Here is a 26,240-nt window from a genome sequence, read left to right as displayed (position 1 = left end):
ATTCCGGTATCACTTGGACATGTGGTAGCCGAAGGTGTCGGCGACCAGGTGGACGGTGCCGCTGGAGTTGTTGGTCAGGGCGATGGTTCCGTCGGTGCCGACGGGGCTGATGGCGAAGTTGGGGACGGTCTGTCGTGCGGAGAAGTTCAGGTTGGAGGTTCCGGTGGGAGCGGTGCCGCCGGCGTGGACGGTGATGAATCCGGCGGTGGTGGGGTCGGTGACGGTGACGTTGACGGCGACGGCGGAGACGCCGGTGGCGGGGATGCCGCCGCGGCCGGTTACGGGGACGCGGATGGTGGCTCCTGGTGCGACTGCCCCGGTGACGCCGCCGGTGCCGTTGCGGGTGTCCAGCTGGCGGAAGGGAGCCTGGGACGAAAACGCGCCAGGGTCCACCGGCGTTCCGGCGAGGTGGTAGCCGAAGGTGTCGGCGACGAGGTGGACGGTGCCGCTGGAGTTGTTGGTCAGGGCGATGGTTCCGTCGGTGCCGACGGGGCTGATGGCGAAGTTGGGGACGGTCTGTCGTGCGGAGAAGTTCAGGTTGGAGGTTCCGGTGGGAGCGGTGCCGCCGGCGTGGACGGTGATGAATCCGGCGGTGGTGGGGTCGGTGACGGTGACGTTGACGGCGACGGCGGAGACGCCGGTGGCGGGGATGCCGCCGCGGCCGGTTACGGGGACGCGGATGGTGGCTCCTGGTGCGACGGCCCCGGTGACGCCGCCGGTGCCGTTGCGGGTGTCCAGCTGGCGGAAGGGAGCCCGGGACGAAAACGCCCCCGGGCGGGAGGCAATGCTGCTTTCCACGGCCGGTGCACTGTACAGCAGCCGATTGGGCGTTCCGCTGGTGGCTCCGATGATGATTCCCGTGGTGGCCGAAGCTACCACAGCATCGGACACTTGGGCGGGCGACATGTGGGGGTTCTGGGACAGCAGGAGCGCCGCGGCGCCGGCTACGTGTGGCGTGGCCATCGATGTTCCGCCCATCGTCTTCGTGGCCGTCGGAGACTCGTGCCAGGAGGACTTGATGCCCACCCCCGGTGCATAGAGATCCACGCACCTGCCGAAGTTGGAGAAGGAGGCCTGCCGCTCGGCGGAATCGCTGGCCGCGACCGTGATGGCCGCCGGCGTGCGTGCCGGGGAAGCCGTGCAGGCGTCTACAGCGCTGTTCCCTGCAGCGACGATGGCAGATACTCCGTCGGCGATGACGGCCTGGACTGCGGCGTCGAGCGTGCTGCTGCCCGGTCCGCCGATGCTGAGGTTGACTACGGCTGGAACTCCGTCGCGGTGGTGGCCGGCAACCCAGTCGAGTCCGGCAATCACATCCGAGTAGTAGCCCGAACCGTCGCAGGCCAGCGCCCGCACGGGGATGAGGGTGGCGGACTTGGCCACGCCGTGCACAGTTCCACCGATGGTTCCGGCCACGTGGGTCCCGTGGCCGTTGCAGTCGCTTGACCCCAGGCCGTCAGCCTTGGCTGTCCATCCGGACGCAACCCGGCCGCCGAAGTCCACATGCGACGCGAGGATTCCGGTGTCGACCACGTAGACGCTGGTGCCCAGGCCGGACGAGTGTGGTGTGTAGGTCCCGGAAAGAGGGAGGGCCCGCTGGTCGGAGCGGTCGAGTCCCCAAGGGGCCTGCCATTGGGTTTCGGCAACCGTGACGGGGTAGTCCGGTTCCACTGCCACGGCCTTCCCGGAGCGGACGAGGGCAGCGGCCTGCGCCGCTGGCGCCTTGATGGCTGCACCCCGGATTGCCGTGGCAAACGTGCGGGTGACGTCGATACCCTGGGAGCCGAGCGCCTTGGCTGCCCCTGCGACATCCGTCCCGGGCGCGAACTGAACCAGGTAACGCCCGCGCTCGTCTTGTGCAGTGGCGCCGGTGGCCGGGGGCGCCGTCTGCGCTGCCGCTCCCACCGCCGTTGAGGCAAGCAAAACGGCGGAGAGCAGGAACGCGATAATTGTCGGGCGCGCGGGAGTTGAAGAACTGATTTTGGGTTCCTTCCGGAGCAGCCACGGCGGGCTGCGAGATGCTTCACTTGCCTTCGGATCCCAGCGTAGCGGCGGCCAGATGCCAACCGGACGAACCTCAGGTGATCCTGTGCAAACACTGCGGAACCCAGGGGAAAGCAAGCAAAAAGTCCTTCTGACGGAAGGAAAACTCGTATCAACAAGTCATAACCAGTCACACTCTTGGCCATACCCGGGGCTGGTTTCGTACACTCGGATGAGGTCATGAGTGCCAGCGACAGCCCCGGCTTGCTGGCCGGCAACCCTCCTTCCGCGGCGGGGTGCCCCGGGTGAAGACCTGGCCTGCCGGTCACTTGACGGCAGGCAAGCGCGAAGAAGAGGTCTCCACATGACGATTACCGTCTCCCGTACTGCAGTACCCGAACACGGCGTGGTCCGTTACGCCGGCATCGGCGGACTTGAACTGGAAGCGGGCGGTTACCTGCCCGAGGTCACGCTGGCCTATGAAACGTGGGGAACGCTCAATGAGGACGGCTCCAATGCGGTCCTCATTGAGCACGCCCTGACAGGCAGTACCCACGTGACGCGGGGAGACAGCGACGAGCCAGGCTGGTGGGAGCAGCTGGCCGGGCCGGGTGCCCCCGTGGACACGAACAAGTTTTTTGTGGTGTCCATCAACATTGTTGGCGGCTGCTACGGTTCTACCGGGCCGTCCTCTCCTGCTCCTGACGGGCAGCCGTGGGGGTCACGCTTTCCCCTGGTGACCCTCCGCGACAGTACCGTTGCAGAGGCCGTGCTGGCAGACCAGCTGGGCATCGGCAGCTGGTACGCGGTGCTCGGTGGATCCTTGGGCGGTGCCCGGGCCCTGGAATGGGCTGTGACCTTCCCGGACCGGGTAAAGCGCTGTGCCGTGGTCTCCATCGGGGCAGCCAGCACCGCCGAGCAGATTGCCTTCGCGCAGGCGCAGACGCTCGCCATTCGCCAGGACGCCAACTTCAATGACGGCGACTACTACGGCGGACCCTTCCCGGAGGACGGGCTGGCCCTGGCGCGGCGGATCGCCCACATCACGTACCGGTCAGCGCAGGAGTTCGACGGGCGGTTCGGACGGACGGCGCAGGCTGCCGAAACGCCCCTGCTGGCAGCCGCCCTGGGGGACCGCGGCCGCTACCAGGTGGAGAGCTACCTGGACCACCAGGGCAGCAAGCTCGTCCGCCGCTTTGACGCCAACAGCTACATCGCCATCACCGAGGCCCTCATGAGCCACGACGTCTGCCGGGGGAGGGGCCCGCTCGACGAAACCCTGGCCCGGACCACCGCAAAATTCTTTGTGGCCGCGGTGGACTCGGACCGGCTCTACTTCCCGTCACAGTCGCTGGAGCTCGCTGCTGCCCTTCCCGGCGACGTGGACGTCCACGTCATTGAAGCGCCCATTGGCCACGACGGCTTCCTGACTGAGATCGGCCAGCTGGGCGGCCAGCTCCGCCAGTCCTTCCTGGTCTGACCTCAAACGTCTTCCTGTACAACGACCGCGGCTGAACGCGCAGGCAGGCGGAGGCGCCCCGCAGCATCCGGGGAGTTGGCCGCAAAAGTTTACGCTGCCTGGCGGGGTCCGGCTGGCTAGCCGTCCATGATTTCGGAGCGACGTTTCATGTATTCATCCACGGCCATCTCGCCGTTGCTGTACTGCTGGTCCAGTTCGGCGAGCTTGCGGGCCCGGTAGCCCTGCGGGGCCGACGGCGGCGGGGGAGTTGCAGGGGCGGCTGGCTGTTGCGGTGCCTCCGCTCCCTGGCCCGGCACTGGCTGGCCGTATGGCGGGAACTGCTGGTCGTCTGCGCGCGGCACCGGCATCATGGGCGGCAGCGGCTGGCTGGGCGGCAGGGGCTGCGGGCCGTTGATCTGGCGGAAGCCGCCGCTCATGTAATCCTGCTGGGTGTAGCCGTCACGCGGTTGCCGGCTCTGCGGCCCGGGGAACTGGCCGCCGCCCGGGAACTGGTCTGGGTAGCGACCGGAGAAACTTTGCTCCTGGTTCCGCCGGTTGACGGATTTCCGGTACATCCGCATCGCCATCGGAATCAGGAACGACAAAACGATGATCCAGAAGAACAAGCTGTTCACGGTGTAGCGCCTCTCATGTGTGTCCTTCCAGCTTAGCCCCGGAACACACGGACGGCCGGGATGCCCAGGAATGCCCCGTACCTGTCCACGGCGTCTCCCACGGCGGCGTCCAGCCCCGGGCCTGGTGCCGGATCAACGGAACCGGACAGGCGGATGTCCAATTCGCACCGGCCGGGACGCAGGGTGTGCCGCCAGGAGCCAACCATCCGCCCGTCCAGCAGCACCAGGTGCATGGGGGCTCCGTCCTCAGGAAACGCCGGAGCGCTGCCGCCCAGGTAGTACCTCGTTGCCGAGTAGCCCATCACGTATTCGTCGTAGCACTGGATCAGGTCGATCCGGGGCCCCGCGTGGGCAGGAGCCACCCGGGTGTCGGCACCAACGTCCGTTCCTGCGCCGTAGCCGTAATAGAGTACGACGCCGTCAATCGCCGCCGTGCCGAGGCCGTCCGGATCCCGGTCCATGGCGAGGAGCAGGCCCTGCCGGACTTCGGCCATCGTCAGCCCTGACCAGTCGGCGCAGTCCTTGACCGTTGCGGGGCCGCGGCTCGTGAAATAGCGCCGGGCAAGTTCTGCCAGCGCCTCCGGCCTGGTCGGCGCCACCTTCGGTCCGGCAGGGACCCGCTCGTCAAAGAGGGCGTACGTTTGCTTCAGCGCGCCGCCCCGGCTCCGCACCGGTGACCCGCTCACCAGGACGCCGCTGATTTCGGCGTGCATGATCAGGTAGGCAAGTTCCAGTCCTTTTCCCGCGTATCCGGCATCCTGCAGCCTGGCCGCGAGCTGCTCCCGGGTCAGGTGGATTCCGCCTGCGACCGCCCCCGCCAGGACCTGCGCGCTCCGGGCGGCAGTGGCGGCGTCAATCCCGGTGCGGCGGTACATGCCCGCATTGCCTTGATGGAGCCGCGGCGCGGACAGGGCAAGCAGCCAGCGGAGATCGTCCCGGTGGACAAAATGCCAGGTGGGCCGGAGGATATGCGTGCGCAGGATCCGGCCGTCGGCCACCGCTTCCTCGATCTCCGCGGCAGTGGTGCCAGGGGCAGGAGCCGCAGAACCGGCCGAGCCTCCGGACAGTTCGTGGGGCGAGGCGCGCTGGGCCAGGCTCCAGCGCGCATAGGGAAATTCCTGCGCCTGAACGGCGAGCAGCCGCTGCAGCGCAACCTCGGGAGATGCCGCTGCGGGTCCACGGAGCATCTGGGACTGAAGCCGCAGCCGCACCACAGCGTCCGGTTCCATTTCCGCTGCCCTGTTGCCCGCTGCCCGGTCCGGGGCCGCCGCTAGTGCCGGACCGCGCCGGTGCTGCCGAGCGGACCTTCGCCGGACCCCAGGGGGACACCGGGGCCAAACACGGGTCCCGGCGTCGGACGCTTTGCGGTGATGCCGTCTCCGGAGGAGCGGTTGCGCAGCCGCCGCACTACCCATGGCACAAAGTATTCGCGCGCCCATACGAGGTCACCGGTGCGGGCTTCGCGCCAGGTGCGCGGCGGCAGCGGCTTGGGTTGCAGGGGCTCCAAGGTGTGGCTGACGTTGAGCGAGTCCAGGACCATGGCCGCGATGGTGTGGTGGCCCAGGGGCGAGAAATGGAGCCTGTCCTCGTCCCACATTTGCGGGTCGCTGAGCTGCCGCAGGGACCACATATCGGCGATGATGGCGTCATGCCGTGCCGCCACAGTCCGGAGGTTTTCGTTGTAGATGGCCACCTTGCTGCGGACCCGGCCCAGAACCGAAGAGCCGGTGTCGGGGCCGTTGAAGAGCACCACCGTGGCCCCGCCCATGCCCAGGATCTGAACCACAGAATCGAGTTTTTCCGCGAGGGCATCGGGGTCGCCGCCGGGCCGGATGAGGTCGTTGCCGCCGGCCGAAAGCGTCACCAGGTCAGGCTTCAGGGCAAGGCACGGGGCAAGCTGCTGGTCCACGACCTGCTGGAGGAGCCTGCCGCGCACGGCAAGGTTGGCATACGCAAAATCCTGCTGGCCGCGGCCCAGTTCCTCCGCGACACGGTCCGCCCAGCCCCGGTATCCGCCCGGGCTCGACGGTTCGGGATCGCCGATGCCCTCCGTGAAGGAATCACCCATGGCCACATAACGGGTCCAGGGATGGGATTCCACGGCGGATGGCGGTGTCTGCATGGCTCTGGCTTCACTCACGGTCCTATCCTGCCTGTTCGGTCTCAAGCTACGCCAACGTAGGTTGTTACCGTTGGGTAACTGTAAGAATGGAAACCATGACTGAAGCCGAAGTATTTCCTGCCCCTGTTGTTTTGTGGTCCCACCCCGAGGACCAGCGCGACGGAAAGCCGTTGCTGGTGCTGCTGCACGGGTACGGTGCGAACGAGCAGGATCTCCTGAGCCTGGCGGACATGCTGCCCGCGGACTTTGCGGTGGCTTCGGTGCGTGCCCCGATGGCCATGGGACCGGGCTTCACCTGGTTCCCGCTGACGGCTTCGATCGACTACTCCCTGGACGCCGTAAAGAAGGCCTCCGGCTATGTGCTGGACTGGATCGACACCATCAGGGTGGGCCACCCCTCGGTGACGTTGCTCGGCTTCTCCATGGGCATGGCCATGGCCACCACGCTGCTGCGGCAGCGGCCCACGGACTTCGCCGCCGTCGTCGGGCTTTCCGGCTTTGCCGTGGACGCGGACGGTGACCCCACGTTCCGCGACGCGGAACTGGACGGCAGCATCCCGATGTTCTGGGGCCGTGACCAGCAGGACCCGGTGATCACGCCCGACAAGATCGACTTCACCATGGGCTGGGTCCGCAAGCACGTCAAACTCACCAAAGTGCTGTACACGGGCATGTGGCATGGCATCAACCAGCAGGAAATCGGGCACGTCTCCGAGTTCCTGACGCATGAGGTACTGAAAAAGTAGGGACGACGGCGGCGGGCTGCACCTGCGCTTCGCCCGCCCACGGCCCGTCCACCTTTGCCGGGAGGTCAGGCCCCGGGGGCAACCACTTTCACGGTTTGCCCGTTGACGGTGACGGTATCGCCGTGGTGCAGCTGGCGGCCGCGGCGGTCATCGATATCCCCATTGACCTTCACGAGCCCGTTCTTGACCAGCTCGGCTGCCTCCACGCCGTCCTCCACCAGGTTGGCGAGCTTCAGGAGCTGGCCGAGGCGGATCATGCTGTCGCGGATGGGGATCTCTTCAATGTCCGGGGTGCTCATACAAGCAATGATGCCTGAAGTAGGGTGGATTCAATGACCCACACCCCCCGGCTGCCGTTGTTCGCAGGTCTCCCGTTGGCAGTCGGAGCAGGGCTTGCCATTCCCGTCCAGGGCCGGATCAACGGGGCCCTCGGTGCACGGCTCAACGACGGAATCGCCGCGTCCGTGGTGAGTTTCAGCACAGGCCTGGTCCTGATGGTGCTCATTTCGCTGGTCCTGCCCAACGGGCGCGCCGGCCTGGCGAGGATTCTTCCCGCTGTCCGAAGCCGTGCCTTCCCGCCGGTGTACGTCATGGCCGGCGGGATCGGGGCGCTGTTTGTCTTTGCGCAGTCCTTCACGGTCGGCCTCCTGGGTGTTGCCCTGTTCACCGTGGCCACCGTGACCGGCCAAACGATGAGTGGCCTTCTGGTGGACCGGCTGGGCATCGGCCCTGCCGGCAAGAAGCCGGTGACCGGGATCCGGATGATCGGCTGCATCCTCACCATTGCCGCCGTCGCATGGGCCGTGTCGCCGCGGTTCGCCGCGGGCGCCGGGTCCGGTACAGCGTCCGGCGGCGACTCCACCACTTTGCTGGTGCCGCTCCTGCTGCCCGTGCTCGCGGGATTGCTGATGAGCTTCCAGCAGGCCATGAACGGAACCGCCACAGTCCACTACGGCACGCCCATCGCAGCCACGCTGGTCAACTTTGTGGCCGGCACCGTGGTGCTGTGGGCCGCATGGGGCGTCAAGGTCGCCGTGGCCGGGCCGGGAAGCCCGTTGCCGGGGGAGTGGTGGTACTACCTGGGCGGGCCAATGGGCTGCGTGTTCATCGGGCTTGGTGCACTCCTGGTCCGCAGCCTCGGGGTCCTGGTAACGGGCCTTGGCATGATCGCCGGGCAGCTGCTTGGCTCCCTCGGCCTTGACCTCCTGGTGCCCGCTCCCGGGTCGATTGTGGAGCCCGCCACGGTCCTGGGCACCGTCCTCACACTGGCAGCCATCATCCTGGCCACACTGCCCTGGCCCCGGGGCGCCTTCCGGAGGTAGTGGCCGGTAGGCTAGGACACGCAGCTTTCTGCAAAGTTTCCTTCGCCCGCCCCGCACGGCCACCAGAGGTGTTTCGCCAACGGTGACCCGGGGCCAGATAAACCGCGGACCGCACCCAGCGGCCCTGTAGAAATTGGAGTTCCACCATGGCACCAAAATCCGTCCTCGACCAGGTCATCTCCCTCTCCAAGCGGAGGGGCTTCGTGTTCCAGGCCGGTGAGATCTACGGTGGTTCGCGTTCTGCCTGGGATTACGGGCCCCTTGGTGCCGAGCTGAAGGAAAACATCAAGCGGCAGTGGTGGCAGTCAATGGTCCGCGGCCGCGAGGACGTGGTGGGCCTGGACTCCTCCGTCATCCTGCCCCGCCAGGTTTGGGAAGCCTCCGGCCACGTCGAGGTTTTCTCCGATCCGCTGGTGGAGTGCTTGTCCTGCCACAAGCGCTATCGCGCGGACCACCTCGAGGAAGAGTACGAGGAAAAGAAAGGCCGCCCGGCCGAAAACGGCCTCAAGGACATCGCCTGCGCCAACTGCGGCACCCGCGGTGAATGGACAGAGCCCCAGGAGTTCTCCGGCCTGCTGAAGACCTTCCTCGGCCCGGTGGCCAGCGACGAGGGCCTGCACTACCTGCGACCGGAAACCGCCCAGGGCATCTTTGTGAACTTCAACAACGTCCTGACCACCTCCCGGAAGAAACCGCCGTTCGGCATCGGCCAGATCGGCAAGTCCTTCCGCAACGAGATCACCCCCGGAAACTTCATCTTCCGCACGCGTGAATTCGAGCAGATGGAAATGGAATTCTTCGTCGAACCCGGCACGGATGAAGAGTGGCACCAGTACTGGATGAAGGAGCGCATGTCCTGGTACACCGGACTGGGCATCCGGGAAGATAACCTGCGGTTCTTCGAGCACCCGCTGGAGAAGCTCAGCCACTACTCCAAGGGCACCACCGACATCGAATACCGCTTCGGCTTCCAGGGCTCGGAATGGGGCGAGCTGGAGGGCATCGCCAACCGCACCGACTTTGACCTCTCCACCCACGCCAAGGCGTCCGGCACGGACCTGAGCTACTTCAACCAGGCCACCAACGAGCGCTACACGCCGTACGTGATCGAGCCCGCCGCCGGCCTCACCCGCTCGTTCATGGCATTCCTGATCGATGCCTACACCGAAGACGAGGCACCCAATGCCAAGGGCGGCGTCGACGTCCGCACCGTCCTGAAGCTTGACCCACGCCTGGCCCCGGTCAAGGCGGCCGTGCTGCCGCTGAGCCGCAACGAGGACCTGTCGCCCAAGGCGAAGGACCTGGGCGCCCAGCTGCGCAAGAACTGGAACATCGATTTCGACGACGCCGGAGCGATCGGCCGACGCTACCGCCGCCAGGATGAGATCGGGACGCCGTTCTGCATCACCGTGGACTTCGACACCCTCGATGACCACGCCGTAACCATCCGCGAGCGCGACACCATGACCCAGGAACGCGTGTCGCTGGACAAGGTGGAAGGCTACCTGGCCGCCCGCCTGATCGGAGCCTGAGCGTGGCCATCGAATACCGCGAATGGCGCGAGGGCGATGACCTGGCGCTCCTGGAAATCTGGGGTGACCCGGAAACGTTCCAGGCCGGCCAGTTCCGCGGCGCCCTGACGGTCTCCTCATCCGGGGCTGACGGAGGGCCGTGGCGCCGCACCATCGTTGCCGAAGACGTAATTGACGGCGTCGGCATTCCCGTGGCGGCAGGAGTGGTGTATGAGGCATCGCTGCACCCCGAACGGCTGTGGGTCTATATCGAAGTGGCGCGCGACCACCGGAGATCCGGCATCGGCGCCACCCTCCTGACCATGCTACGCCGCGAAGCCGGACAGGCGCCGTCGGGCGTCTCGAAGCTCCGCGCGAAGGTCCAGCCCGGCAGCCCCGGGGCTGCGTTCGCCGAGGCGTTTGGACTGTTGCCCATCCAGCGCTCCCGGCTGGTGGTGGTGGAACCCGGCGCCCTGAAGCTGCCGGTCTTCCCTGCGAAGGACGACGGCGGCCGGCCTGCCAACGACGAGAACGCCGGATCCGACATCGTCATGGACCTCGCCACCGGCTCCGTTGAGCTCACCGACGTGGTGGGGCGGTACTACACGTCCATCCACGGCTGGGACTCGCCCGGCGTGCTGTCCCTGGGGCAGGTGCAGAAACTGTTCCTTGACGACCTCACCGGTGCCCACGGCGCAATTGTGCTGCGCGCCGAGCCGGAGTCCGCCTTCGGCGCGGGGGTCGCGCCCAGCAAGAAGGGCAAGATCCGCGCGTTCGCGGTGAGCTACGCCGAAGCGGCCCAGGACCCGCTGGCCCAGGAGGACGCCGGACAGAATGCGGCAGCCACGGACGTATTTGTCGGCCACGATCCCGACCTCGACTCAGACGACGCCACCCAGGCGGTCCGCGACCTGCTCTCGCTCATCGCGTACCAGCACCCGGTCATGCTGGAACTGGACGACTCCATGACAGCCCTGCGTGCCGCCGTCGAGCCTTTGATCGAAAGCGGCAAGGCGCGGCAGGCGGGCGCGGAAACTCTCATCGTCTCGGACTGACCCTCCCACCCCAACTGGGTAGCAGCAGATGTCGTTATGGGCGCTCATAACGACATCAACTGCTACCCAGTTGGGGAGGTCACCTGCTTTTGGGTGGCCAGGGGATGAAGCCGCTGGTGGACTCAACGTACTCGCGGTAGCCGGGCCGGCCGGACATGGCCTTCTCCGTCAGGGGCTTGCCCGTCTTCCCGGCCAGCGTCCACACCATCAGGGCCGGTGACAGCAGCGTCAGGACGCCCGGCCAGGACTCCGCAGCGACCAGGAACAGGCCGGTCCAGACGGCGGCATCGCCAAAGTAGTTCGGGTGGCGCGTGTAGCGCCATAACCCAGTGTTGAGTACCGTTCCCCGGCGGGACGGATCTTTCTTGAACCGGGCCAACTGCCAGTCGCCCGCTGCCTCGAAAACGAAGCCGGTCAGCCAGATCAGTATGCCCAGGCCGGCCAGCCACCCCACCTGTCCCGTGGAGAACATGCCCACCTGGACCGTGAGGGACACGAAGAACATCACAGCGCCCTGCGGCAGGTAGACCCGGCGAAGCGCATAGACATTGCGCGAGCCCGGTGCGGAGCCCAGCATCGTTGTGTAGCGCGGGTCTTCGTGCCCGTCGCGGGCGCGCCAGCCGATGTGCGCACCCAGGCGGAGCCCCCAGGTGGCTGTCAGGACCAGCAGAAGCAGCCGGCGGAGGTCATCGCCGAAGCCTGCTGACAGCAACCAGGACACGGAAGCGACCGCCACGAAGCCCGGCCCCCAGGCGACGTCCATGACGGAATGCCTGTCCTGCCGGACTGCCACTGCGAACGTCACGGCCAGGACAAGTGCCACGGCCAATCCCGTCCAGGGAAGCGAGGCCACGAACTCTGGCCACGGAAATGGGCTCACAGGGTGACCTGCACGGAGGATGCGGGCAACAGTTCATCCAGGACCCTCGATGACGTGGGACCGGCTCCGGTCGACTCGGCGAAAGCCTTCATGATGAAGCCCGTGGCCAGCGCATGCCACAGGCGGACACGGCGGAACATAAAGTGGCCCGCCCCCCGGAGGGCGACGTACTGCATGGAGGCGGCGTCGCCGGTGGCCCGGCGGGCAAACTTCAGCGACTCAGAGGGGCTGGTCCAGCGGTCGGTAGTGCCGTGGACGATCAGTACTTTCTTCCCGGCCACCTGCGACGAGGGTGTCCCGGCGCTGAGCCAAGGGGCCAGGGCGACAATGGCCGCCACCTGCGCGTCATCGGCAGCACACAGCGCCGTCAGCCCGCCCATCGAGTGGCCCAGCAGGAAAACGGGAACGCCGGGGTATTGCTGCCTGATCCGCTCCAGTGCCCACCGTGCATCCTGCAGCGGCGTCATCTCATGGCCGTTCCAGCCCCGAACACTGTTGCGCAATGACCAGACAGCGAGGCCATGGTCCCTTCCGGCGCGGTGCAGGTGCCTTGCGAAAGGCACCATCCGGGCGGGGCTCAGGTGCCGGGCCTCCACAGGCTGGTAGCTGTGGGATTTACCACCGTGCAGCACCAGGGCCACACCCAGTGTTGGTCCGGCCGGCTCCAGGACGCTCAGGACCGCTTGACTGGAAGGCCTGCCGTCGGTCGCCGCGGAGGGGAGCTTGCCGTGTCCTTCGATCTTGCGCTTGGTCACGCTGTGTTCCTCCCGGTTCCTGGTGGTCCATTTATCAACCCTATGGCGCCGGACGTAGAGTTCAAGGTATGAGGTTCAACTGCTGATGGGGTCCGGGCACACCCACGTTTCACATGGTCATTCGGAGCCGACGGCACAGGCGATTGCTGCCCGGAGGAAAGCCAACTACATCCTCGCCGCCGTCCTGGTGCCGCTTACCCTGCTGACCCTCGCCGCGATGGCCATGCTCTGGCCGTCCGGGAGCAAGGAAGGCATATCCCTGGCGAACCCCTACTCGGCGGCGCCCGGGGTCACTTTCGATACGGGCACGATCCAGAGCGTGGCGGTGGAAAGCTGCATGCAGGGCTCCGCGGCGCAGAACCCGGCCGATGCCGGCGGTCAGGACCCGGGTCAGGCCGGTTCAGGCGGGGCGGGCTCCGACTGTACCTTCGCCTCCACTGAGCCGGACCAAGGGGGAAACCCCGTCAAGGTGGTGATTAACCCCGACGTTGCCAAGTCCCACGGTGTGAAGCCGGGGGACCAGATCAGATACCTGAACCTCTCCAACGCCCAGGGCGCGTCCGCAGGGCAGGGTTCTCCGGCCTACATTTTCGTGGACTTCGTCCGGACGCTGCCCATCGTGCTGCTGGCCCTGGTCTATGCGCTGGTGGTGATCGCCGTAGCCCGCTGGCGGGGACTCCGGGCCCTGATCGGGCTCGTCGGTGCGTACTTTGTGCTGGTCAGCTTTATGCTGCCGGGACTGGTGGAGGGCAAACCGCCGCTGTTGCTGGCATTGGTGGGTTCCACGGTGATCATGATCGGGGTCCTCTATTTCGCCCACGGCTTCTCGGCCCGGACGTCGACGGCGTTGCTGGGCACCATGTTTGGCCTCGCCATCACGGCGCTGCTGGCAGCCTGGGCCACCGACGCCGCAAATCTCGCCGGCGTGGGAAACCACGATGCCGCCACCCTGGTTAACACCTCGGCCAACATTTCCATCTCCGGGGTGATCCTGTGCGGCCTGATCATCTCGGGCCTGGGCGTCCTTAACGACGTCACCATCACGCAGTCATCAGCGGTCTGGGAACTGTACGAACTTGCCCCCGCCAGCAGCGCCCGCAAGCTCTTTACATCCGCCATGAGGATCGGACGCGACCACATCGCCTCCACCGTCTACACCATCGCTTTTGCCTACGCCGGCGCGGCCCTGCCCATCCTGATCATCGTGATGCTCTATGACCGCCCGCTGGGGGACACCCTCACCAGTGCCGAGCTCTCCGAGGAAGTCATCCGGACCCTGGTCGGCTCCATCGGCCTGGTACTCGCCATTCCCGTGACCACCCTGATCGCCGTCCTGGTGGTCAAGGCAACCGGGATCCGGGCCGCCGGGCTCCCGTCAGGCCCCCTTGCCGGGGACCACGGCACCGGCCGGGACCACGAGGTCAGCCCCGACGACGTGGACGACACCGGCGCGCTCGCCGCAGCCGCAGCGGTGAATTCAGAAAACCGGGCTTCAGGAACGCGGGCAGCAGAAGCGCGGGCTGCCGAAACGCCCGCCGAGACGCGGCGGGGCAGAAGGGCTGACCGGGGCTGACCGGAGCTGGCCGGTGTTGGCGGGGGCTGACAGGAACCAGGCCCTGGCCGTCCGGTACTCGCGGACCCCGCCCGGTGGAGGTGCCGCTCCGATTTGCCCGGCTTTGCGACAATGGACAGGTGACTGTTACCGCAACGCCTCCCGCCCCCAAGCTGGAACTCCCGCCCCTGAAGCTGGGCCCCATCACGGTGGACACCCCCGTGATCCTGGCTCCCATGGCGGGCATCACCAACTCCGCCTTCCGCAGGCTCTGCCGTGAGTATGGCGGCGGCATGTACGTCGCGGAGATGGTCACCTCCCGCGCCCTCGTGGAGCGCACTCCCGAGTCGCTGCGCATCATCTCGCACGACGACGACGAAAAGGTCCGCTCCGTGCAGCTGTACGGCGTGGACCCGGTGACCGTGGGCCGGGCAGTGCGGATGCTGGTGGAGGAGGACCGGGCGGACCACATAGACCTGAATTTCGGCTGTCCCGTTCCCAAGGTGACGCGGCGCGGCGGGGGCTCGGCCCTGCCCTGGAAGATCGACCTCTTCACCTCGATCGTGCAGACCGCTGTGAAGGAAGCCTCCAAAGGCAACGTCCCGCTGACCATCAAGATGCGCAAGGGCATCGACGAAGACCACCTGACGTACCTCGACGCCGGCCGGATTGCCCGCGATGCCGGCGTCGCCGCCGTCGCACTTCACGGCCGCACCGCGGCCCAGTTCTATTCCGGGCAGGCAGACTGGACGGCCATCGCGCGGCTGCGCGAGGCGTTGCCGGACATCCCCGTGCTGGGCAACGGCGATATCTGGTCCGCCGAGGACGCCGTGCGCATGGTCCGGGAGACCGGCGTCGACGGCGTGGTGGTGGGCCGCGGGTGCCAGGGCAGGCCATGGCTCTTCGGGGACCTGCAGGCGGCGTTCGAAGGCAGCGACACCAGGCATAAGCCGAACCTGCGCCAGGTGGCGGAAGGGGTGTACCGCCATGCGGAACTGATGGTGGAGACCTTTGGCGACGAGGGCAAGGCCCTGCGCGAGATCCGCAAGCACATGGCCTGGTACTTCAAGGGCTATGTGGTGGGCGGGGAGCTGCGTACGCGGCTGGCCCTGGTCACCAGTCTCCAGGTGCTGCGCGAAACGCTGGCCGAGCTGGACCAGGATTCGCCGTACCCCGGCGCGGACGCCGAGGGTCCGCGCGGCCGTGCAGGTTCGCCGAAGAGGCCCGCGCTTCCCAAGGACTGGCTTGACTCCCGCGCCCTGAACGACGCACAGTCCCAGGACATCGCCGCCGCGGAACTGGATGTTTCCGGTGGCTGAAACCCGCACCACGGCACCGGTCCTCCCCGGCTACGAGGCCCACGATTCCGCCCGCTGGGTGGAGGAGCCGCCCAAGAGCACGTACCGCTCGGATTTTGAGCGTGACCGCGCCCGGGTGCTGCATTCCTCCGCTCTGCGGAGGCTGGGTGCGAAGACCCAGGTGGTGGCCCCCGACACGGATGATTTCGTCAGGACCCGCCTGACACACAGCCTGGAAGTGGCGCAGGTTGGCCGCGAACTGGGCCGCGCACTGGGCTGCGACCCGGACGTGGTGGACACGGCCTGCCTGAGCCATGACCTCGGACACCCACCGTTCGGGCACAACGGCGAGTCCGCCCTGAACGAGGTGGCGCACGCCATCGGCGGATTCGAAGGCAATGCCCAGACCCTCCGCCTGCTCACCCGGCTGGAACCAAAAGTCCTGGCCCCTGACGGCCGCCCCGCCGGACTCAACCTCACCCGCGCCAGCCTGGACGCCGCCGCAAAGTATCCCTGGTCCGCCCTGGACGCGCCGGTGATCCACGGTCAGCGGACCAGCAAGTTCGGCGCCTACGAGGACGACCTCCCCATATTCAACTGGCTCCGGGAGGGTGCTCCCGTGCGCCGGTCCTGCCTGGAAGCCCAGGTCATGGATCTGGCGGACGACATTTCCTACTCCGTGCACGACGTCGAGGACGCCATTGTGGCCGGGCACTTCCAGCTGCGCTGGATGGACAACCCGGACCACCGTGCCCGCGTGGTGGGCTACGCCAAGCAGTGGTACCTGCCGCATAACGATCCCGCCGCCATCGACGCTGCCCTGGCCCGGCTGGAAGCGACCGACGTCTGGGTGCGGGAAGCCGACGGCAGCCGCAAATCCATGGCTGCGCTGAAGAACATGACCAGCCAGCTCATCGGCCGGTTCTGCCAGAGTGCCCTGGAGACCACCCGTGCCCTGTACGGCCCGGAAAACCTGACCCGGTACAACGCCGAGCTGATGGTCCCGGACGAGACGGTGATGGAAATCGCCGTCATGAAGGGCCTGGCCACCACTTTTGTGATGACCACCGAACACCGGCAGCCGATCTACGAGCGCCAGCGCGAAGTGCTGCACTCCCTGGTCACTGCGCTGAGCGCCACGGGTGACCGCCACCTCGAACCCATGTTCGCGGCGGACTGGCGGGACGCGGCCGACGACGGCGCACGGCTCAGGGTGGTCATCGACCAGGTCGCGTCGCTGACAGACGGATCGGCGCTCGCCATGTACGAACGGCTGGTTGGGAGCCTGCCGTCGCTGTGGTGATCAAGGCCATAGGCCACCATTCCCTGTCGTGCTCCGGGGCTAGGATGGCTTTGTGGCTGGCCTGATCAAACGTGAAGATATCGACGAAGTACGCCAGCGCACGGACATCAAGGAAGTTGTTGACGGCTACGTCACGCTCAAGGGTGCCGGGCTGGGAACCTACAAGGGCCTGTGCCCTTTCCACGACGAGCGGTCGCCGTCGTTCACCGTGCGGCCCCAGGTGGGCAGGTACCACTGCTTCGGCTGCGGCGAAGACGGCGACGTCATCGCGTTCGTCCAGAAACAGGATCACACTTCCTTCCACGAGGCCGTGGAGAAGCTGGCGGCCCGCATCGGCTATGAACTGCGCTACGAAGACGGGGGGACCGGGCCCAACCGTGAAGAGGTGGGCAAGCGGCAGCGGCTGCTCGACGCCCACAAGATCGCCGACGAGTTCTTCCGCGCCCAGCTGCTGACGCCCGGAGCTGCCGAGGGTCGGAGCTTCCTGCACGGCCGCGGCTTTGACCGTGCCGCGGCGGAGCAGTTCGGCGTCGGTTACGCACCGCAGGGCTGGGATGCGCTCCTCAAGCACCTCCGCGGCCGCGGCTTCACCGACCAGGAGCTGAAGCTGACGGGCATGTTTTCTGAAGGCAACCGGGGGATCTACGACCGCTTCCGGGGACGCCTCATCTGGCCCATTCGCGACATCGCCGGGGACACCATCGGCTTCGGCGCCCGCAAGCTGTATGAGGATGACCAGGGCCCGAAGTATCTCAACACCCCGGAGACCACGCTCTACAAAAAGTCCCAGGTGCTCTACGGCATCGACCTCGCCAAACGGAACATCGCCAAGGACCGGCAACTGGTCGTGGTGGAGGGCTACACGGACGTGATGGCTTGCCACCTCGCGGGAATCCCGACGGCGGTGGCCACCTGCGGCACTGCGTTCGGCACCGAGCACATCAAGATCGCCCGGCGGCTGCTGTCCGACGACGGCACCGGGGGAGAGGTCATCTTCACCTTCGACGGCGACGCCGCGGGCCAGAAGGCGGCCTTGCGGGCCTTCGAGGAGGACCAGCGCTTCACAGCGCAGACCTACGTGGCGGTGGAGCCCACGGGAGCCGATCCCTGCGACCTGCGCCAAACCAGGGGAGACGCCGCAGTCCGGGACCTCATCAACACGCGCCGGCCGCTGTTCGAATTCGCCATCCGGGCCACGCTGAAGCGGCACAACCTGGATACCGTGGAAGGGCGGGTGGCCGCGCTGCGGGAGTCCGCTCCCCTTGTAGCCCAGATCCGTGACGCCGGCATCAGGCCGGCCTATGCCCGTGAACTGGCCGGCTGGCTCGGCATGTCAGTTGAAGAAGTCAGCAGGGCAGTTGCTGTCGCGATGAAACGCGCTGCCTCGGGCCCGCCGGCCGCGCAGGGAGCAGGCGGCGGCGCCCCGTCTCCGGGCAGTGCCCACACATCGGCGTCCCCGCAGCAGGCGGGCGGACCCGGCGTCGCTGCAGGGCCGGCGTCGGGAGCCGTTCCTTCCTACCACCGCCCTGATCCCCGCGACCCGGTGGCGTCCATGGAGCGGCAGGCGATCGAAGTTGCGCTGCAGGAGCCTTCGCTGCTGGGCGGCGGCATCTGGGAGCGTTTCTCGGCTGCGAGGTTTGTCACACCGGCCTTCCAGGCCATGCATGATGCCATGCGGGCATCCGGACCCGGCCTGATCGGGGATCCGGTGCGCTGGGTGGAACAGGTCATGCACGAAGTGCCGGAACCCCTCCGGCCACTGGTGTCCGAACTCGCGGTGGTGCCATTGCCCGCAAGCACCGAGGAAGCGGTCCAGAAGTACTGCAAGGACATTCTTTCCCGGCTGTTCGAGCTTCAGATCACCCGCGTGAAGGCGGACAAAATGGGCCAGCTGCAGCGGCTGGATCCGGCAGCGGACCCGGAGGATTTCCAGCGGCTGAACAGGGAACTGATGATGCTGGAAATGGAGCGCCGGGCACTGCGTTCGGACGCGTAGGCGCCTGTCCCTGCCCTGGCGGGGCAGCACCCTGGTCTGATTGCGTTCCCGATTTCACTTCCCTCCAGGGTCTTTGCTAGGCTTGTACCCGCTTCATTCCTCCTTAGCTCAATTGGCAGAGCATTCGACTGTTAATCGAAGGGTTGCTGGTTCAAGTCCAGCAGGAGGAGCGCGCAGTCCCCGTTCCGGTCCTCCGGAGCGGGGACTTTCTTATACCCGGGGAGGGTATAGCGGCGCAGTAGGGGCGCCGATTTCCCATAGCCATAAAACGTTTGCTAATGTCATACCTGCTTCCTTCCTCCTTAGCTCAATTGGCAGAGCATTCGACTGTTAATCGAAGGGTTGCTGGTTCAAGTCCAGCAGGAGGAGCAAACACCAAGAGTCCCCGTCCTCCGCATGGAGGGCGGGGACTTTTTTACTCTTCCACAGCCGCGGGTCCGGGTGCATGATGTGGGTGACGCCCGCGCCAGGGGCACAGGTTGGGGAGGCACCACATGACGGGCACGTTGCAGCGCAGGGCGGTGGTCATCGGCGCCGGCATCGGTGGACTGACCTCTGCCCTTGCCCTCGCGGCCAAAGGCTGGGACGTCGAAGTCATCGAGCGGGCGCAGGCGCTCAAGCCGGTCGGCTACGCGCTCGTGGTAATGCCCAACGCTCAACGTGCGCTCGCCGCCATCCCCGGCGGCATCGTCCCGCAGATCCATGCCCTCGCCGCGATCCAGGGCGAAGGAGGCATACGCAATGCCCGCGGCGCGTGGCTGTCACACAACGACGCCGCCCTCGCCCTGGAGAGGTACGGCCACCCTGCAGTCGCCATACGCCGTGCCGACCTGGTCAGGATGCTTGCGGCGAACCTTCCGGCGGATGCCCTGCGACTCCACACGGTGGCGGTCAGCGTCGATGCCGAGGCCGGCGAAGTCATGCTGGACACCGGCGAAGTCCTCCGCGGCGATCTGGTGGTCGCGGCCGACGGGGTCCGGTCCATGACGCGAACCACAGTCTTCCCCGGCCACCCGGCGCCGGCATTTGCCGGTCTCACCGCATGGCAGGCGCTCATCCCGGGAGATGGACTCCGCACGCTGCCGGGCAACACCTGGTCCCGTGGCGGCGAGTTCGGTACCCTTCCGCTGGCCGACGGGTACCTCTACGTCGTCGCGGAGGCGGCCGTCGACGCGCCGTTACCGAAGCGTAGCGGCGACGAAGAAAAAGCCGAGCTGATGCGCCGTTTTGGTGACTTGCCGGCACCGAGCCCGGATGTCATTGCGCGGATCGATCCGGCGGCGATCATCCGCGCGGACATTTACTCGATGCGGATGCCTCTGCCGGCATTCCATCGGGGCTTGGTGGCCATCCTTGGCGACGCTGCCCACGCCATGGCCCCAAACCTCGGCCAAGGCGCGTGCCAGGCGATCGAGGACGCCGTCACCCTCGCCTACTGCGTTGCCGCCGCAGATACCGTAGCGGACGGGCTTGCGGACTACACGGCCGCACGCCTGCCGCGCACATCGCTCATAGTGCGCCGCTCGGAGCAGATCGCCCGGCTCGCGACGGCCCGGAACCCCGTGGTGCGGAGCCTCCGGAACGGAATGCTGCGCGCGATGGCTCTTCTGGGCTCCTCGGCTGCCCTCCGGCAGGCCGACTTCGTGATGAGCTGGGAGCACCCTGCGATTTCCCCGGGCGGGCCGCCGCCGTCGTGATGCTGCTGCCCGTGGCGCGGATTCATCCGGACGCCTGCCGGCTCAGACAAAGTCCATTTCCACCTGCAGGAATCGCTCTGCCTCGGCGATGGCCGCCTGGAAGGCCTCCCGCTCCGTGGGGGACTTGCGGGGCTCCCGCGGGTGCCACTCATGCGGGGCCGAGTAGACGCGGGTAAAGCCCGAATCCGGCGGCGCGTAAAAGATGCCGAAGCGCTGCACAGGCCACTCGGGGGACGTCTCGGGCGCCACCAGCAGCGCCGCGTTGAACGCGGGGTTGAACCACTGGGCGATGGGCCGGCGCCGGTCTTCGGTGAAGAGGCCCGCGGCGTAGAGGGCCGCTGACTGCTCTCCGGTCTGGGCGCACAAGCGATCCCACCACAGGGGCAATATGCCGGTGTCACACCGTTGCCACGTGGCCGGAAGTGGCGGGTGGTCCTGCCAACTGGGCACGGACCCATTTTATCGCGGGAAGCATCCCGGGGGGCAGGGGGAGCCGCTGGTGACGCCCGGCCGCGTGACGCCCGGTCCCTCTGGGCTGGAAGGTCAGGGGCGGTTCCACGGACCTGGATTGATGCGGTACAGCAGGGCGGACCCGGCCACCATGCCCAGAACGATGCCGATGGCCGGATTGCCCAGCGCCCGTCCGGCAAAATACCCAGCGACGGCGCCCAGCACTGCGCCGAGGAAGAGTCCCCTCCGGTTGCGGTGTGGTTTGCGTGTCATCGACATACCCTACTGCCGCCGGTTGCGGACGCGGGAGCCGCGTTGCATGCGGTCAGTGGGATGGGCGGCCATCAATGGATCGAAGGGACGGTGCGGGGCCTGACCACCAGCCACAGGGCGGCGATGCCCAGCAGGATGCACGCCGCCTGAACGGCGCCCATCGGAGTTGCTGTCTCGATCCCCAGCCACCCGACCACCGGGGAGACCAGCCCGGCCATCATGAAGGTGGCGGCTCCCAGCAGGGAAGCCGCTGTCCCGGCTTTGTCGCCATGGCTGGCCAGCGCCAGGACCTGGACGCACGGGAACGTGAAGCCCGTGCCAAGGATGTAGAACCAGAGGGGCACCATGACGCCCCACAGGCCCATTCCCAGCTGGTCGAAGAGCACGATCAGCAAGGACATCAGGAACATCCAGGCGGTGGAGCACGCCAGGATCCACTGCGGCGGTACCCGCCTGATCAACCGGGAGCTCGTCTGGACGCCGGCGACGATTCCGAGGGAGTTGATGCCAAACAGGAGTCCGTACTGCTGGGGGGAGAACCCAAAGACGTCCTGGAAGAGGAACGGTGAGGCGGACAGGTAGGTGAAAAGCCCGGCAAAGTTCATGCCGCCCACTAGCAGGAGCCCCACGAAGATCCGGTCGGTAAGCAGGACCTTGTAGCGCTGGCCGGCCGTCAGGCCGGACCGGCCGCGCATTTCCGGCGGGAGGGTCTCGCGGACCAGGAAAAGTGCCGCGATGATCACCAGGGTCCCGTAGCCGGCCAGGAACACAAAAATGCCGGGCCAGGGCATGACCAGGAGCAGTTGGGAGCCGATGACCGGCGCCAGGATCGGTGCGAGACCGTTCACCAGTGCCATCCGGGAGAACATCCGCACCATCGCATAGCCGGAGAACAGGTCCCGGACCATGGCCATGGCCACAACGCCGCCGCCCGCGGCGCCAACGCCCATCAGGACGCGAAAGATTCCCAACGTCGTTATGTCGGTGGAAAGTGCTGCCCCCACCGACGCGGCGATGTGCAGGGCGGTGGCAAGAATCAGCGGAAGCCGGCGTCCGAACTTATCGCTGAAGGGGCCAACCACCAGTTGGCCCAGGGCAAAGCCCACGGTTGTCCCGGCCAGCGTCAGCTGGACCTGCGCCTCGCTGACACCCAGGCTGGCCTCCAGCGCGGGGAAGGCCGGCAAGTACAAGTCGATGGTGAACGGTCCCAGGGCGGTGAGGGCGCCGAGCAGGAGGATGTACAGGAGTTTCCGGCGGCGGGTCAGCAGATCGCCCGGATTGGCGGTTATGGTCACGGAGATCAATCCTAGGCCCGATGTATCGAACATTTACAGCGTTGCAGGGCACGCCGCTCCGCATGCCCCGAAGTTCGTCCTGAACCTGAATGATAGTTTTGTGGGCGGGGACTGTGCACTTGCACTCTCCCGCAGTACACGGAAGCCAAATCGACCATGCAACCAGTTAGGCGGAACCGATGAGCGGACGTCACAGCGGGCGGACCAGCCAGGGCCTGCGCATCACTGCGCTGCCCAAAACGCTAAAACTCCTTTTCCGTTTGGCCCCCCGCCAGATTAATGACGAGATCGCGCTCGCCAAGGTTGAGATCAAGCGCAAGGGCATCCAGCTGGGAGTGGCCGCGGCATTCTTCGCCGTCGCACTGGTTTTTGTGGCGTTCCTCATTGTGGGACTTATCGTTGCCGCCATCATGGGGCTGGCCACCATCATGCCGGCATGGCTGGCGGCACTGTTGGTCAGTGCCGCGTTCCTGCTGATCGCCCTGGTGGCCGGCCTGGTAGGACTGAGGAAGTTCAAGAAGGCCATGCCACTTGTGCCGGAGGAAACTGTCCGGGGGATCAAGCACGACATCGGCGTCGCCACTCAGGGATCGGACTTCAACGCCGCCCTCCTCGATCCGGCCAGCCCTGAGGCGAAGGCCGCCAAGGCTGCCAAGGCCGAGGCTGCGGCCAAGGCCAAGGCTGAGAAGGAGGCCAAGGCCGAGGCGCACGACAAGGAATTCCCGCACGCGTCCGAACCTGAACTGCACCGCCGGCTGGACCAGCGCCGGCGCCACCTCACGGAGGTCCGCGACGAACTGGACACCGAACTCGACATCAAACCGCAGGTACGGTTCGTTGCAGGTGTCGCGCAGCAGAAGCTGCGGCAGGGCCAGGCCCTGCTGAACCACGGCAGGGAAGTTGCCGTCCAGAAGATCTCCGGCCTGTCGGGGGAAACCGGCGGTGCAGCCCTGCGCTGGAAGCCTCTGGCTGCCTTTGCCGGCGCCGCGGCCGTGTTTGTGGTGCTGCTTCGCAAGCTGCTGAAGAACCCGTAACCCAACACTCCGTATTGCACACCATGGTTTAAGGAAGGGGGGACGGATGAAGTTCATCGGTGCTGGCTCCCGTCCGGGCCGCCCCCAGGTTGACCATGACCTCGTTTTCACAGTCCCCAACGTCCTCACTGTCCTGAGGTTCATGGGCGTTCCGCTTTTCATCTGGCTGGTCCTGGCAAAGAACGAATACGGCTGGGCGGTCCTGGTGCTGGCGGTCATGGCCAGTACCGACTGGGTGGACGGCTATGTGGCCCGCCGCTTCGACCAGGCGTCCAGGCTGGGCCGGGTGATGGACCCGATAGCAGACCGCCTGGCGTTGATCGCCGTCGCCGTCACGCTGGTGATCGCCGGAGTAGTGCACTGGCTTTACCTGGCCGCGCTGGTTGTTCCCGATGCCGTCCTCCTCGTCCTCACGCTGTCCTTCTTCGGCGGCCATCCGGACCTTCCCGTGAGCCGGATCGGCAAAATCCGCACAGGACTGCTGCTCCTTGGCACGCCCATGCTGGTGTTGTCCCGGCTGGACGTCCCACTGGCCGGGGCCCTGCATGTTGCGGCCTGGGTGGTGCTGGGACTCGGCCTGGCCGGGCACTGGATTGCCGCCTATAACTATTTCTGGGCCATCCTGCGGAAGGGCAGAATGCAGTCACATCACGACGGCGGCACCACCTGATGGTGTGGGTGGCGGTTCTGCTTGCGCTGATGGGAGCATTCTTCCTTGCCATCGGCGCACAGAAGCAGGGAAGCGCCGTTAAGGCCGATACCGGTGGGCTGGCCCTGAGTTCCAACGGCTTCCTCCGGCTCCTCCGCAACCCACGCTGGGTGCTCGGGTTGCTCCTGCTCGTCGTCGGAATGGGGATGAACGCAGTGGCCCTGGTGTCCGCTCCGCTGACCGTGGTGCAGCCGATCGGCGCGATTGCCCTGGTCATCACCACTGTCGTCAATGCCCGGGACCAGGACCTCACGATTAACCGGGCCACGTGGGTTGCTATCGCAGCCTGCGTGACCGGGTCAGCCCTCTTTGTCCTCCTCGCCGTCAACGTGACGCAGGAGAACCACCAGGTGCACCGCGAGGACGAACTCACGATCGTGCTGCTGCTTGCCCTCGCCGTCGGTGTGTTTGGCCCGCTGGCGGTCATGTTCCGGCACCGCATGAGTGCATTCATCTACATCCTGGGGGCTGGTGTCCTCTTCGGATTCGTGGCAGTCCTGACGCGGATCATTGGCAAGCACCTCCTTGACCCCAATGGGCTGGTCCTGCTCAACGTCCAGTGGTATTCCGTGGTGGCGATAGTCGCCGCCGGCGGCCTGGGTTCGTGGTTTGTCCAGAACGCCTACTCCGGCGGACCGCCGGACCTGGTCATCGCCGGCCTCACCGTCATAGACCCGATCGTGGGAATCGCGATCGGCATTGTCATCCTGGGTGAACTCCGCCCGGACGTCCACGCCGTGATGGCGATTGCCATGGGTACGGCTGCTTCCCTTGCTATCGTTGGGGTGATCGCCCTCTCCAGGCACCACCCCGAAGTCACCAAGCGCAAGAAGGATGCGCGGAAGGCCGCGGGCCGGGCGTCCCACTAGCCGATTTTCACTAAGAGGCCCGGCACCACCGTGCCAGCGGCCAACCGGTGCCGTCAGCGTCAGCTGCGGCGCCGAGACCATCAGGAGCTCTCCACGTGACAACGCCCGCTGACCAGCCTCCCCTGACTATCCTGATCGCCGCGGACACGTATCCGCCCCACATCAATGGTGCCGCCACCTTCGGCTACCGCCTGGCCAAGGGAATGACCGGCCGGGGCCATAACGTGCATGTCCTGGCATGCCGGGCAGACAACGGCAAGAGCTTCACGGAGTTCCGCTCGGAGGCCACCGTGCACCGGCTCCGCTCGCACGGGGTCTTTACGCACGAGTACTTCCGGATCTGCTTTCCCTGGGAAATCAAGAAGGAGATCAGCCTCCTGTTCGACCGGGTCAAACCCGATGTGGTGCACATCCAAAGCCACTACATGATTGGCGAGCACGTCCTGTACGAAGCCGTAAAGCGTGGCGTCCGGATTGTGGCCACCAACCACTTCATGCCCGAAAACCTCAACCCGTTCCTGCCTTTCCCGCAGTGGTTCAAGGACATCATCGGCAAGATCTCCTGGAAGGACATGGGCAAGGTCATGGGCCAGGCCGACGTCATCACCACACCCACGCCGCTGGCGGCCAAGGCGATGCACCAGCATGCTTTCCTCCGCAAGGTGCTGCCGCTGTCCAACGGCATTGATTCCTCGGCCTATGAGCTGCAGCCCGGCGAGGCCATCGAACGGCATCCGCACCCCACGCTGTTGTTCGTGGGTCGGCTGGCCGAGGAAAAGCACGTGGACGTGCTGATTGACGCCGTATCCAAGACCCCCGCGGAAATGAAAGTCCACCTGGAGATTGTTGGTGGTGGCGAGGTACGCCCTGGCCTGGAGGCGCAGGTGGAACGACTGGGACTGGGGGACCGGGTGAAGTTCCTGGGCCTTGCCAGCGACGAAGATCTCCGTGAGGCGTACATCAAGGCTGACCTGTTCTGCATGCCCGGCACAGCTGAACTGCAGTCTCTGGTCACCCTGGAGGCCATGTCGGCATCCACGCCGGTCCTGCTCGCCGATGCCATGGCCTTGCCGCACCTGGTGCGGGACGGCGAGAACGGGTATCTCTTCACCCCGAACGACAGCGACGACCTCGCGGCCAAGATCACCCGCATCCTCCAACTCCCGGCAGACCAGTTGGCCGAAATGGGCCGGGCCAGCCGCCGGATGGTGGAGCCGCACAGCATCCAGGGGACGCTGCAGACCTTCGAAGACCTCTACCGGGGGGCCGGGTTCGAAGACAAGGTGGTCTGAAGGC

Annotated in this window: 24 protein-coding genes, 2 tRNA genes and 1 riboswitch; of the genes, 16 read left to right on the top strand and 10 right to left on the bottom strand. The window is 66.5% G+C overall.

Features of this window, described 5'->3' with window-relative positions; genetic code table 11:
* Window positions 1–9: 9 nt before the first annotated feature.
* Window positions 10–1,923: a S8 family peptidase gene (locus tag AU175_RS21965; protein ID WP_066286131.1), complete on the bottom strand. Its 1,914-nt coding sequence runs from the start codon at window positions 1,921–1,923 to the stop codon at window positions 10–12.
* A 296-nt stretch (window positions 1,924–2,219) separates the two neighbouring features.
* A riboswitch (SAM riboswitch) is annotated at window positions 2,220–2,335 on the top strand.
* A 12-nt stretch (window positions 2,336–2,347) separates the two neighbouring features.
* Here AU175_RS21965 and metX point away from each other — a divergent pair.
* Window positions 2,348–3,463 (top strand): homoserine O-acetyltransferase MetX, encoded by a 1,116-nt coding sequence (metX, locus tag AU175_RS04315; protein ID WP_197497032.1) that lies wholly within the window; start codon window positions 2,348–2,350, stop codon window positions 3,461–3,463.
* A gap of 116 nt (window positions 3,464–3,579) precedes the next feature.
* On the opposite strand, the gene AU175_RS04310 is transcribed toward metX, so the two are convergent.
* Genes AU175_RS04310 through AU175_RS04300 form a run of 3 tightly spaced genes read right to left on the bottom strand, consistent with a single transcriptional unit; the run spans window position 3,580 to window position 6,199 of the window.
* Entirely contained in the window at window positions 3,580–4,077 is a 498-nt protein-coding gene (locus AU175_RS04310) for a hypothetical protein (RefSeq protein WP_066286129.1), read from the bottom strand.
* Window positions 4,078–4,109: 32 nt separating this feature from the next.
* Entirely contained in the window at window positions 4,110–5,306 is a 1,197-nt protein-coding gene (locus AU175_RS04305; protein WP_066286127.1) for a winged helix DNA-binding domain-containing protein, read from the bottom strand.
* 41 nt (window positions 5,307–5,347) lie between these two features.
* On the bottom strand, window positions 5,348–6,199 hold the full coding sequence (locus AU175_RS04300) for an SGNH/GDSL hydrolase family protein (RefSeq protein WP_156642357.1): 852 nt from the start codon (window positions 6,197–6,199) through the stop codon (window positions 5,348–5,350).
* 95 nt (window positions 6,200–6,294) lie between these two features.
* Between AU175_RS04300 and AU175_RS04295 the strand changes: the two genes are divergently transcribed.
* Window positions 6,295–6,945 carry an alpha/beta hydrolase gene (locus tag AU175_RS04295; protein ID WP_066286121.1) on the top strand — a complete coding sequence of 217 codons (651 nt, stop codon included), beginning with the start codon at window positions 6,295–6,297 and terminating at the stop codon, window positions 6,943–6,945.
* A gap of 65 nt (window positions 6,946–7,010) precedes the next feature.
* Here AU175_RS04295 and AU175_RS04290 read toward each other — a convergent pair whose 3' ends face one another.
* Entirely contained in the window at window positions 7,011–7,244 is a 234-nt protein-coding gene (locus tag AU175_RS04290) for an RNA-binding S4 domain-containing protein (protein WP_066286116.1), read from the bottom strand.
* 33 nt (window positions 7,245–7,277) lie between these two features.
* Between AU175_RS04290 and AU175_RS04285 the strand changes: the two genes are divergently transcribed.
* From AU175_RS04285 to AU175_RS04275, 3 genes are all read left to right on the top strand, one after another.
* The gene (locus tag AU175_RS04285; protein ID WP_066286114.1) at window positions 7,278–8,267 is read left to right on the top strand and encodes a DMT family transporter; all 990 of its coding nucleotides are present in this window, start codon (window positions 7,278–7,280) and stop codon (window positions 8,265–8,267) included.
* A gap of 146 nt (window positions 8,268–8,413) precedes the next feature.
* Window positions 8,414–9,799: a glycine--tRNA ligase gene (locus tag AU175_RS04280; RefSeq protein WP_066286112.1), complete on the top strand. Its 1,386-nt coding sequence runs from the start codon at window positions 8,414–8,416 to the stop codon at window positions 9,797–9,799.
* Window positions 9,800–9,801: 2 nt separating this feature from the next.
* Window positions 9,802–10,833: a GNAT family N-acetyltransferase gene (locus tag AU175_RS04275; RefSeq protein ID WP_066286110.1), complete on the top strand. Its 1,032-nt coding sequence runs from the start codon at window positions 9,802–9,804 to the stop codon at window positions 10,831–10,833.
* A 79-nt stretch (window positions 10,834–10,912) separates the two neighbouring features.
* On the opposite strand, the gene AU175_RS04270 is transcribed toward AU175_RS04275, so the two are convergent.
* Together AU175_RS04270 and AU175_RS04265 are read right to left on the bottom strand one after the other, a co-directional pair.
* Window positions 10,913–11,656 (bottom strand): DUF1295 domain-containing protein, encoded by a 744-nt coding sequence (locus AU175_RS04270; protein ID WP_231938454.1) that lies wholly within the window; start codon window positions 11,654–11,656, stop codon window positions 10,913–10,915.
* 53 nt (window positions 11,657–11,709) lie between these two features.
* Complete coding sequence (locus AU175_RS04265) at window positions 11,710–12,468, bottom strand: alpha/beta hydrolase (RefSeq protein ID WP_442855272.1); 759 nt, start codon at window positions 12,466–12,468, stop codon at window positions 11,710–11,712.
* Window positions 12,469–12,553: 85 nt separating this feature from the next.
* Here AU175_RS04265 and AU175_RS04260 point away from each other — a divergent pair, with 85 nt between their 5' ends.
* From AU175_RS04260 to AU175_RS04230, 7 genes are all read left to right on the top strand, one after another.
* Entirely contained in the window at window positions 12,554–14,041 is a 1,488-nt protein-coding gene (locus tag AU175_RS04260) for a YibE/F family protein (RefSeq protein ID WP_066286107.1), read from the top strand.
* Between the two features lie 119 nt (window positions 14,042–14,160).
* Complete coding sequence (gene dusB / locus AU175_RS04255) at window positions 14,161–15,339, top strand: tRNA dihydrouridine synthase DusB (protein ID WP_066286104.1); 1,179 nt, start codon at window positions 14,161–14,163, stop codon at window positions 15,337–15,339.
* Window positions 15,323–16,621 carry a deoxyguanosinetriphosphate triphosphohydrolase gene (locus tag AU175_RS04250; RefSeq protein ID WP_066286102.1) on the top strand — a complete coding sequence of 433 codons (1,299 nt, stop codon included), beginning with the start codon at window positions 15,323–15,325 and terminating at the stop codon, window positions 16,619–16,621. Before dusB ends, AU175_RS04250 begins: the two co-directional genes overlap by 17 nt.
* Before the next feature lie 52 nt (window positions 16,622–16,673).
* A complete protein-coding gene (gene dnaG, locus AU175_RS04245; RefSeq protein WP_066286099.1) occupies window positions 16,674–18,617 on the top strand; it encodes a DNA primase in 1,944 nt (647 codons plus the stop codon).
* Between the two features lie 97 nt (window positions 18,618–18,714).
* Window positions 18,715–18,787: transfer RNA gene (locus AU175_RS04240), tRNA-Asn, on the top strand.
* Between the two features lie 126 nt (window positions 18,788–18,913).
* A tRNA-Asn gene (locus AU175_RS04235) sits at window positions 18,914–18,986 on the top strand.
* 125 nt (window positions 18,987–19,111) lie between these two features.
* Entirely contained in the window at window positions 19,112–20,314 is a 1,203-nt protein-coding gene (locus tag AU175_RS04230) for an FAD-dependent monooxygenase (protein ID WP_066286097.1), read from the top strand.
* Window positions 20,315–20,356: 42 nt separating this feature from the next.
* Here AU175_RS04230 and AU175_RS04225 read toward each other — a convergent pair whose 3' ends face one another.
* The 3 genes from AU175_RS04225 to AU175_RS04215 all read right to left on the bottom strand — a co-directional run bounded on the left by AU175_RS04225 (window position 20,357) and on the right by AU175_RS04215 (window position 22,365).
* Complete coding sequence (locus tag AU175_RS04225) at window positions 20,357–20,764, bottom strand: hypothetical protein (RefSeq protein WP_066286095.1); 408 nt, start codon at window positions 20,762–20,764, stop codon at window positions 20,357–20,359.
* A 93-nt stretch (window positions 20,765–20,857) separates the two neighbouring features.
* Window positions 20,858–21,037 carry a glycine zipper 2TM domain-containing protein gene (locus tag AU175_RS04220; RefSeq protein ID WP_066286094.1) on the bottom strand — a complete coding sequence of 60 codons (180 nt, stop codon included), beginning with the start codon at window positions 21,035–21,037 and terminating at the stop codon, window positions 20,858–20,860.
* A gap of 71 nt (window positions 21,038–21,108) precedes the next feature.
* Window positions 21,109–22,365, bottom strand: coding sequence for a multidrug effflux MFS transporter (locus tag AU175_RS04215; RefSeq protein ID WP_066286092.1), 1,257 nt, complete (start codon window positions 22,363–22,365; stop codon window positions 21,109–21,111).
* A 146-nt stretch (window positions 22,366–22,511) separates the two neighbouring features.
* Here AU175_RS04215 and AU175_RS04210 point away from each other — a divergent pair, with 146 nt between their 5' ends.
* From AU175_RS04210 to AU175_RS04195, 4 genes are all read left to right on the top strand, one after another.
* On the top strand, window positions 22,512–23,366 hold the full coding sequence (locus AU175_RS04210) for a phage holin family protein (protein WP_066286090.1): 855 nt from the start codon (window positions 22,512–22,514) through the stop codon (window positions 23,364–23,366).
* A 46-nt stretch (window positions 23,367–23,412) separates the two neighbouring features.
* Window positions 23,413–24,036 (top strand): CDP-alcohol phosphatidyltransferase family protein, encoded by a 624-nt coding sequence (locus AU175_RS04205; RefSeq protein ID WP_066286088.1) that lies wholly within the window; start codon window positions 23,413–23,415, stop codon window positions 24,034–24,036.
* Window positions 24,036–24,944: a DMT family transporter gene (locus tag AU175_RS04200; RefSeq protein ID WP_066286085.1), complete on the top strand. Its 909-nt coding sequence runs from the start codon at window positions 24,036–24,038 to the stop codon at window positions 24,942–24,944. Before AU175_RS04205 ends, AU175_RS04200 begins: the two co-directional genes overlap by 1 nt.
* A 95-nt stretch (window positions 24,945–25,039) precedes the next feature.
* Window positions 25,040–26,236, top strand: a complete 1,197-nt coding sequence (locus AU175_RS04195) for a glycosyltransferase (RefSeq protein WP_066286083.1) — start codon at window positions 25,040–25,042, stop codon at window positions 26,234–26,236.
* Window positions 26,237–26,240 lie beyond the last annotated feature (4 nt).

Source organism: Arthrobacter sp. B6, from assembly GCF_001663775.1.
In the GTDB taxonomy this organism is placed as follows: domain Bacteria; phylum Actinomycetota; class Actinomycetes; order Actinomycetales; family Micrococcaceae; genus Arthrobacter.
This window is presented reverse-complemented; position numbering and strand designations above follow the sequence as displayed.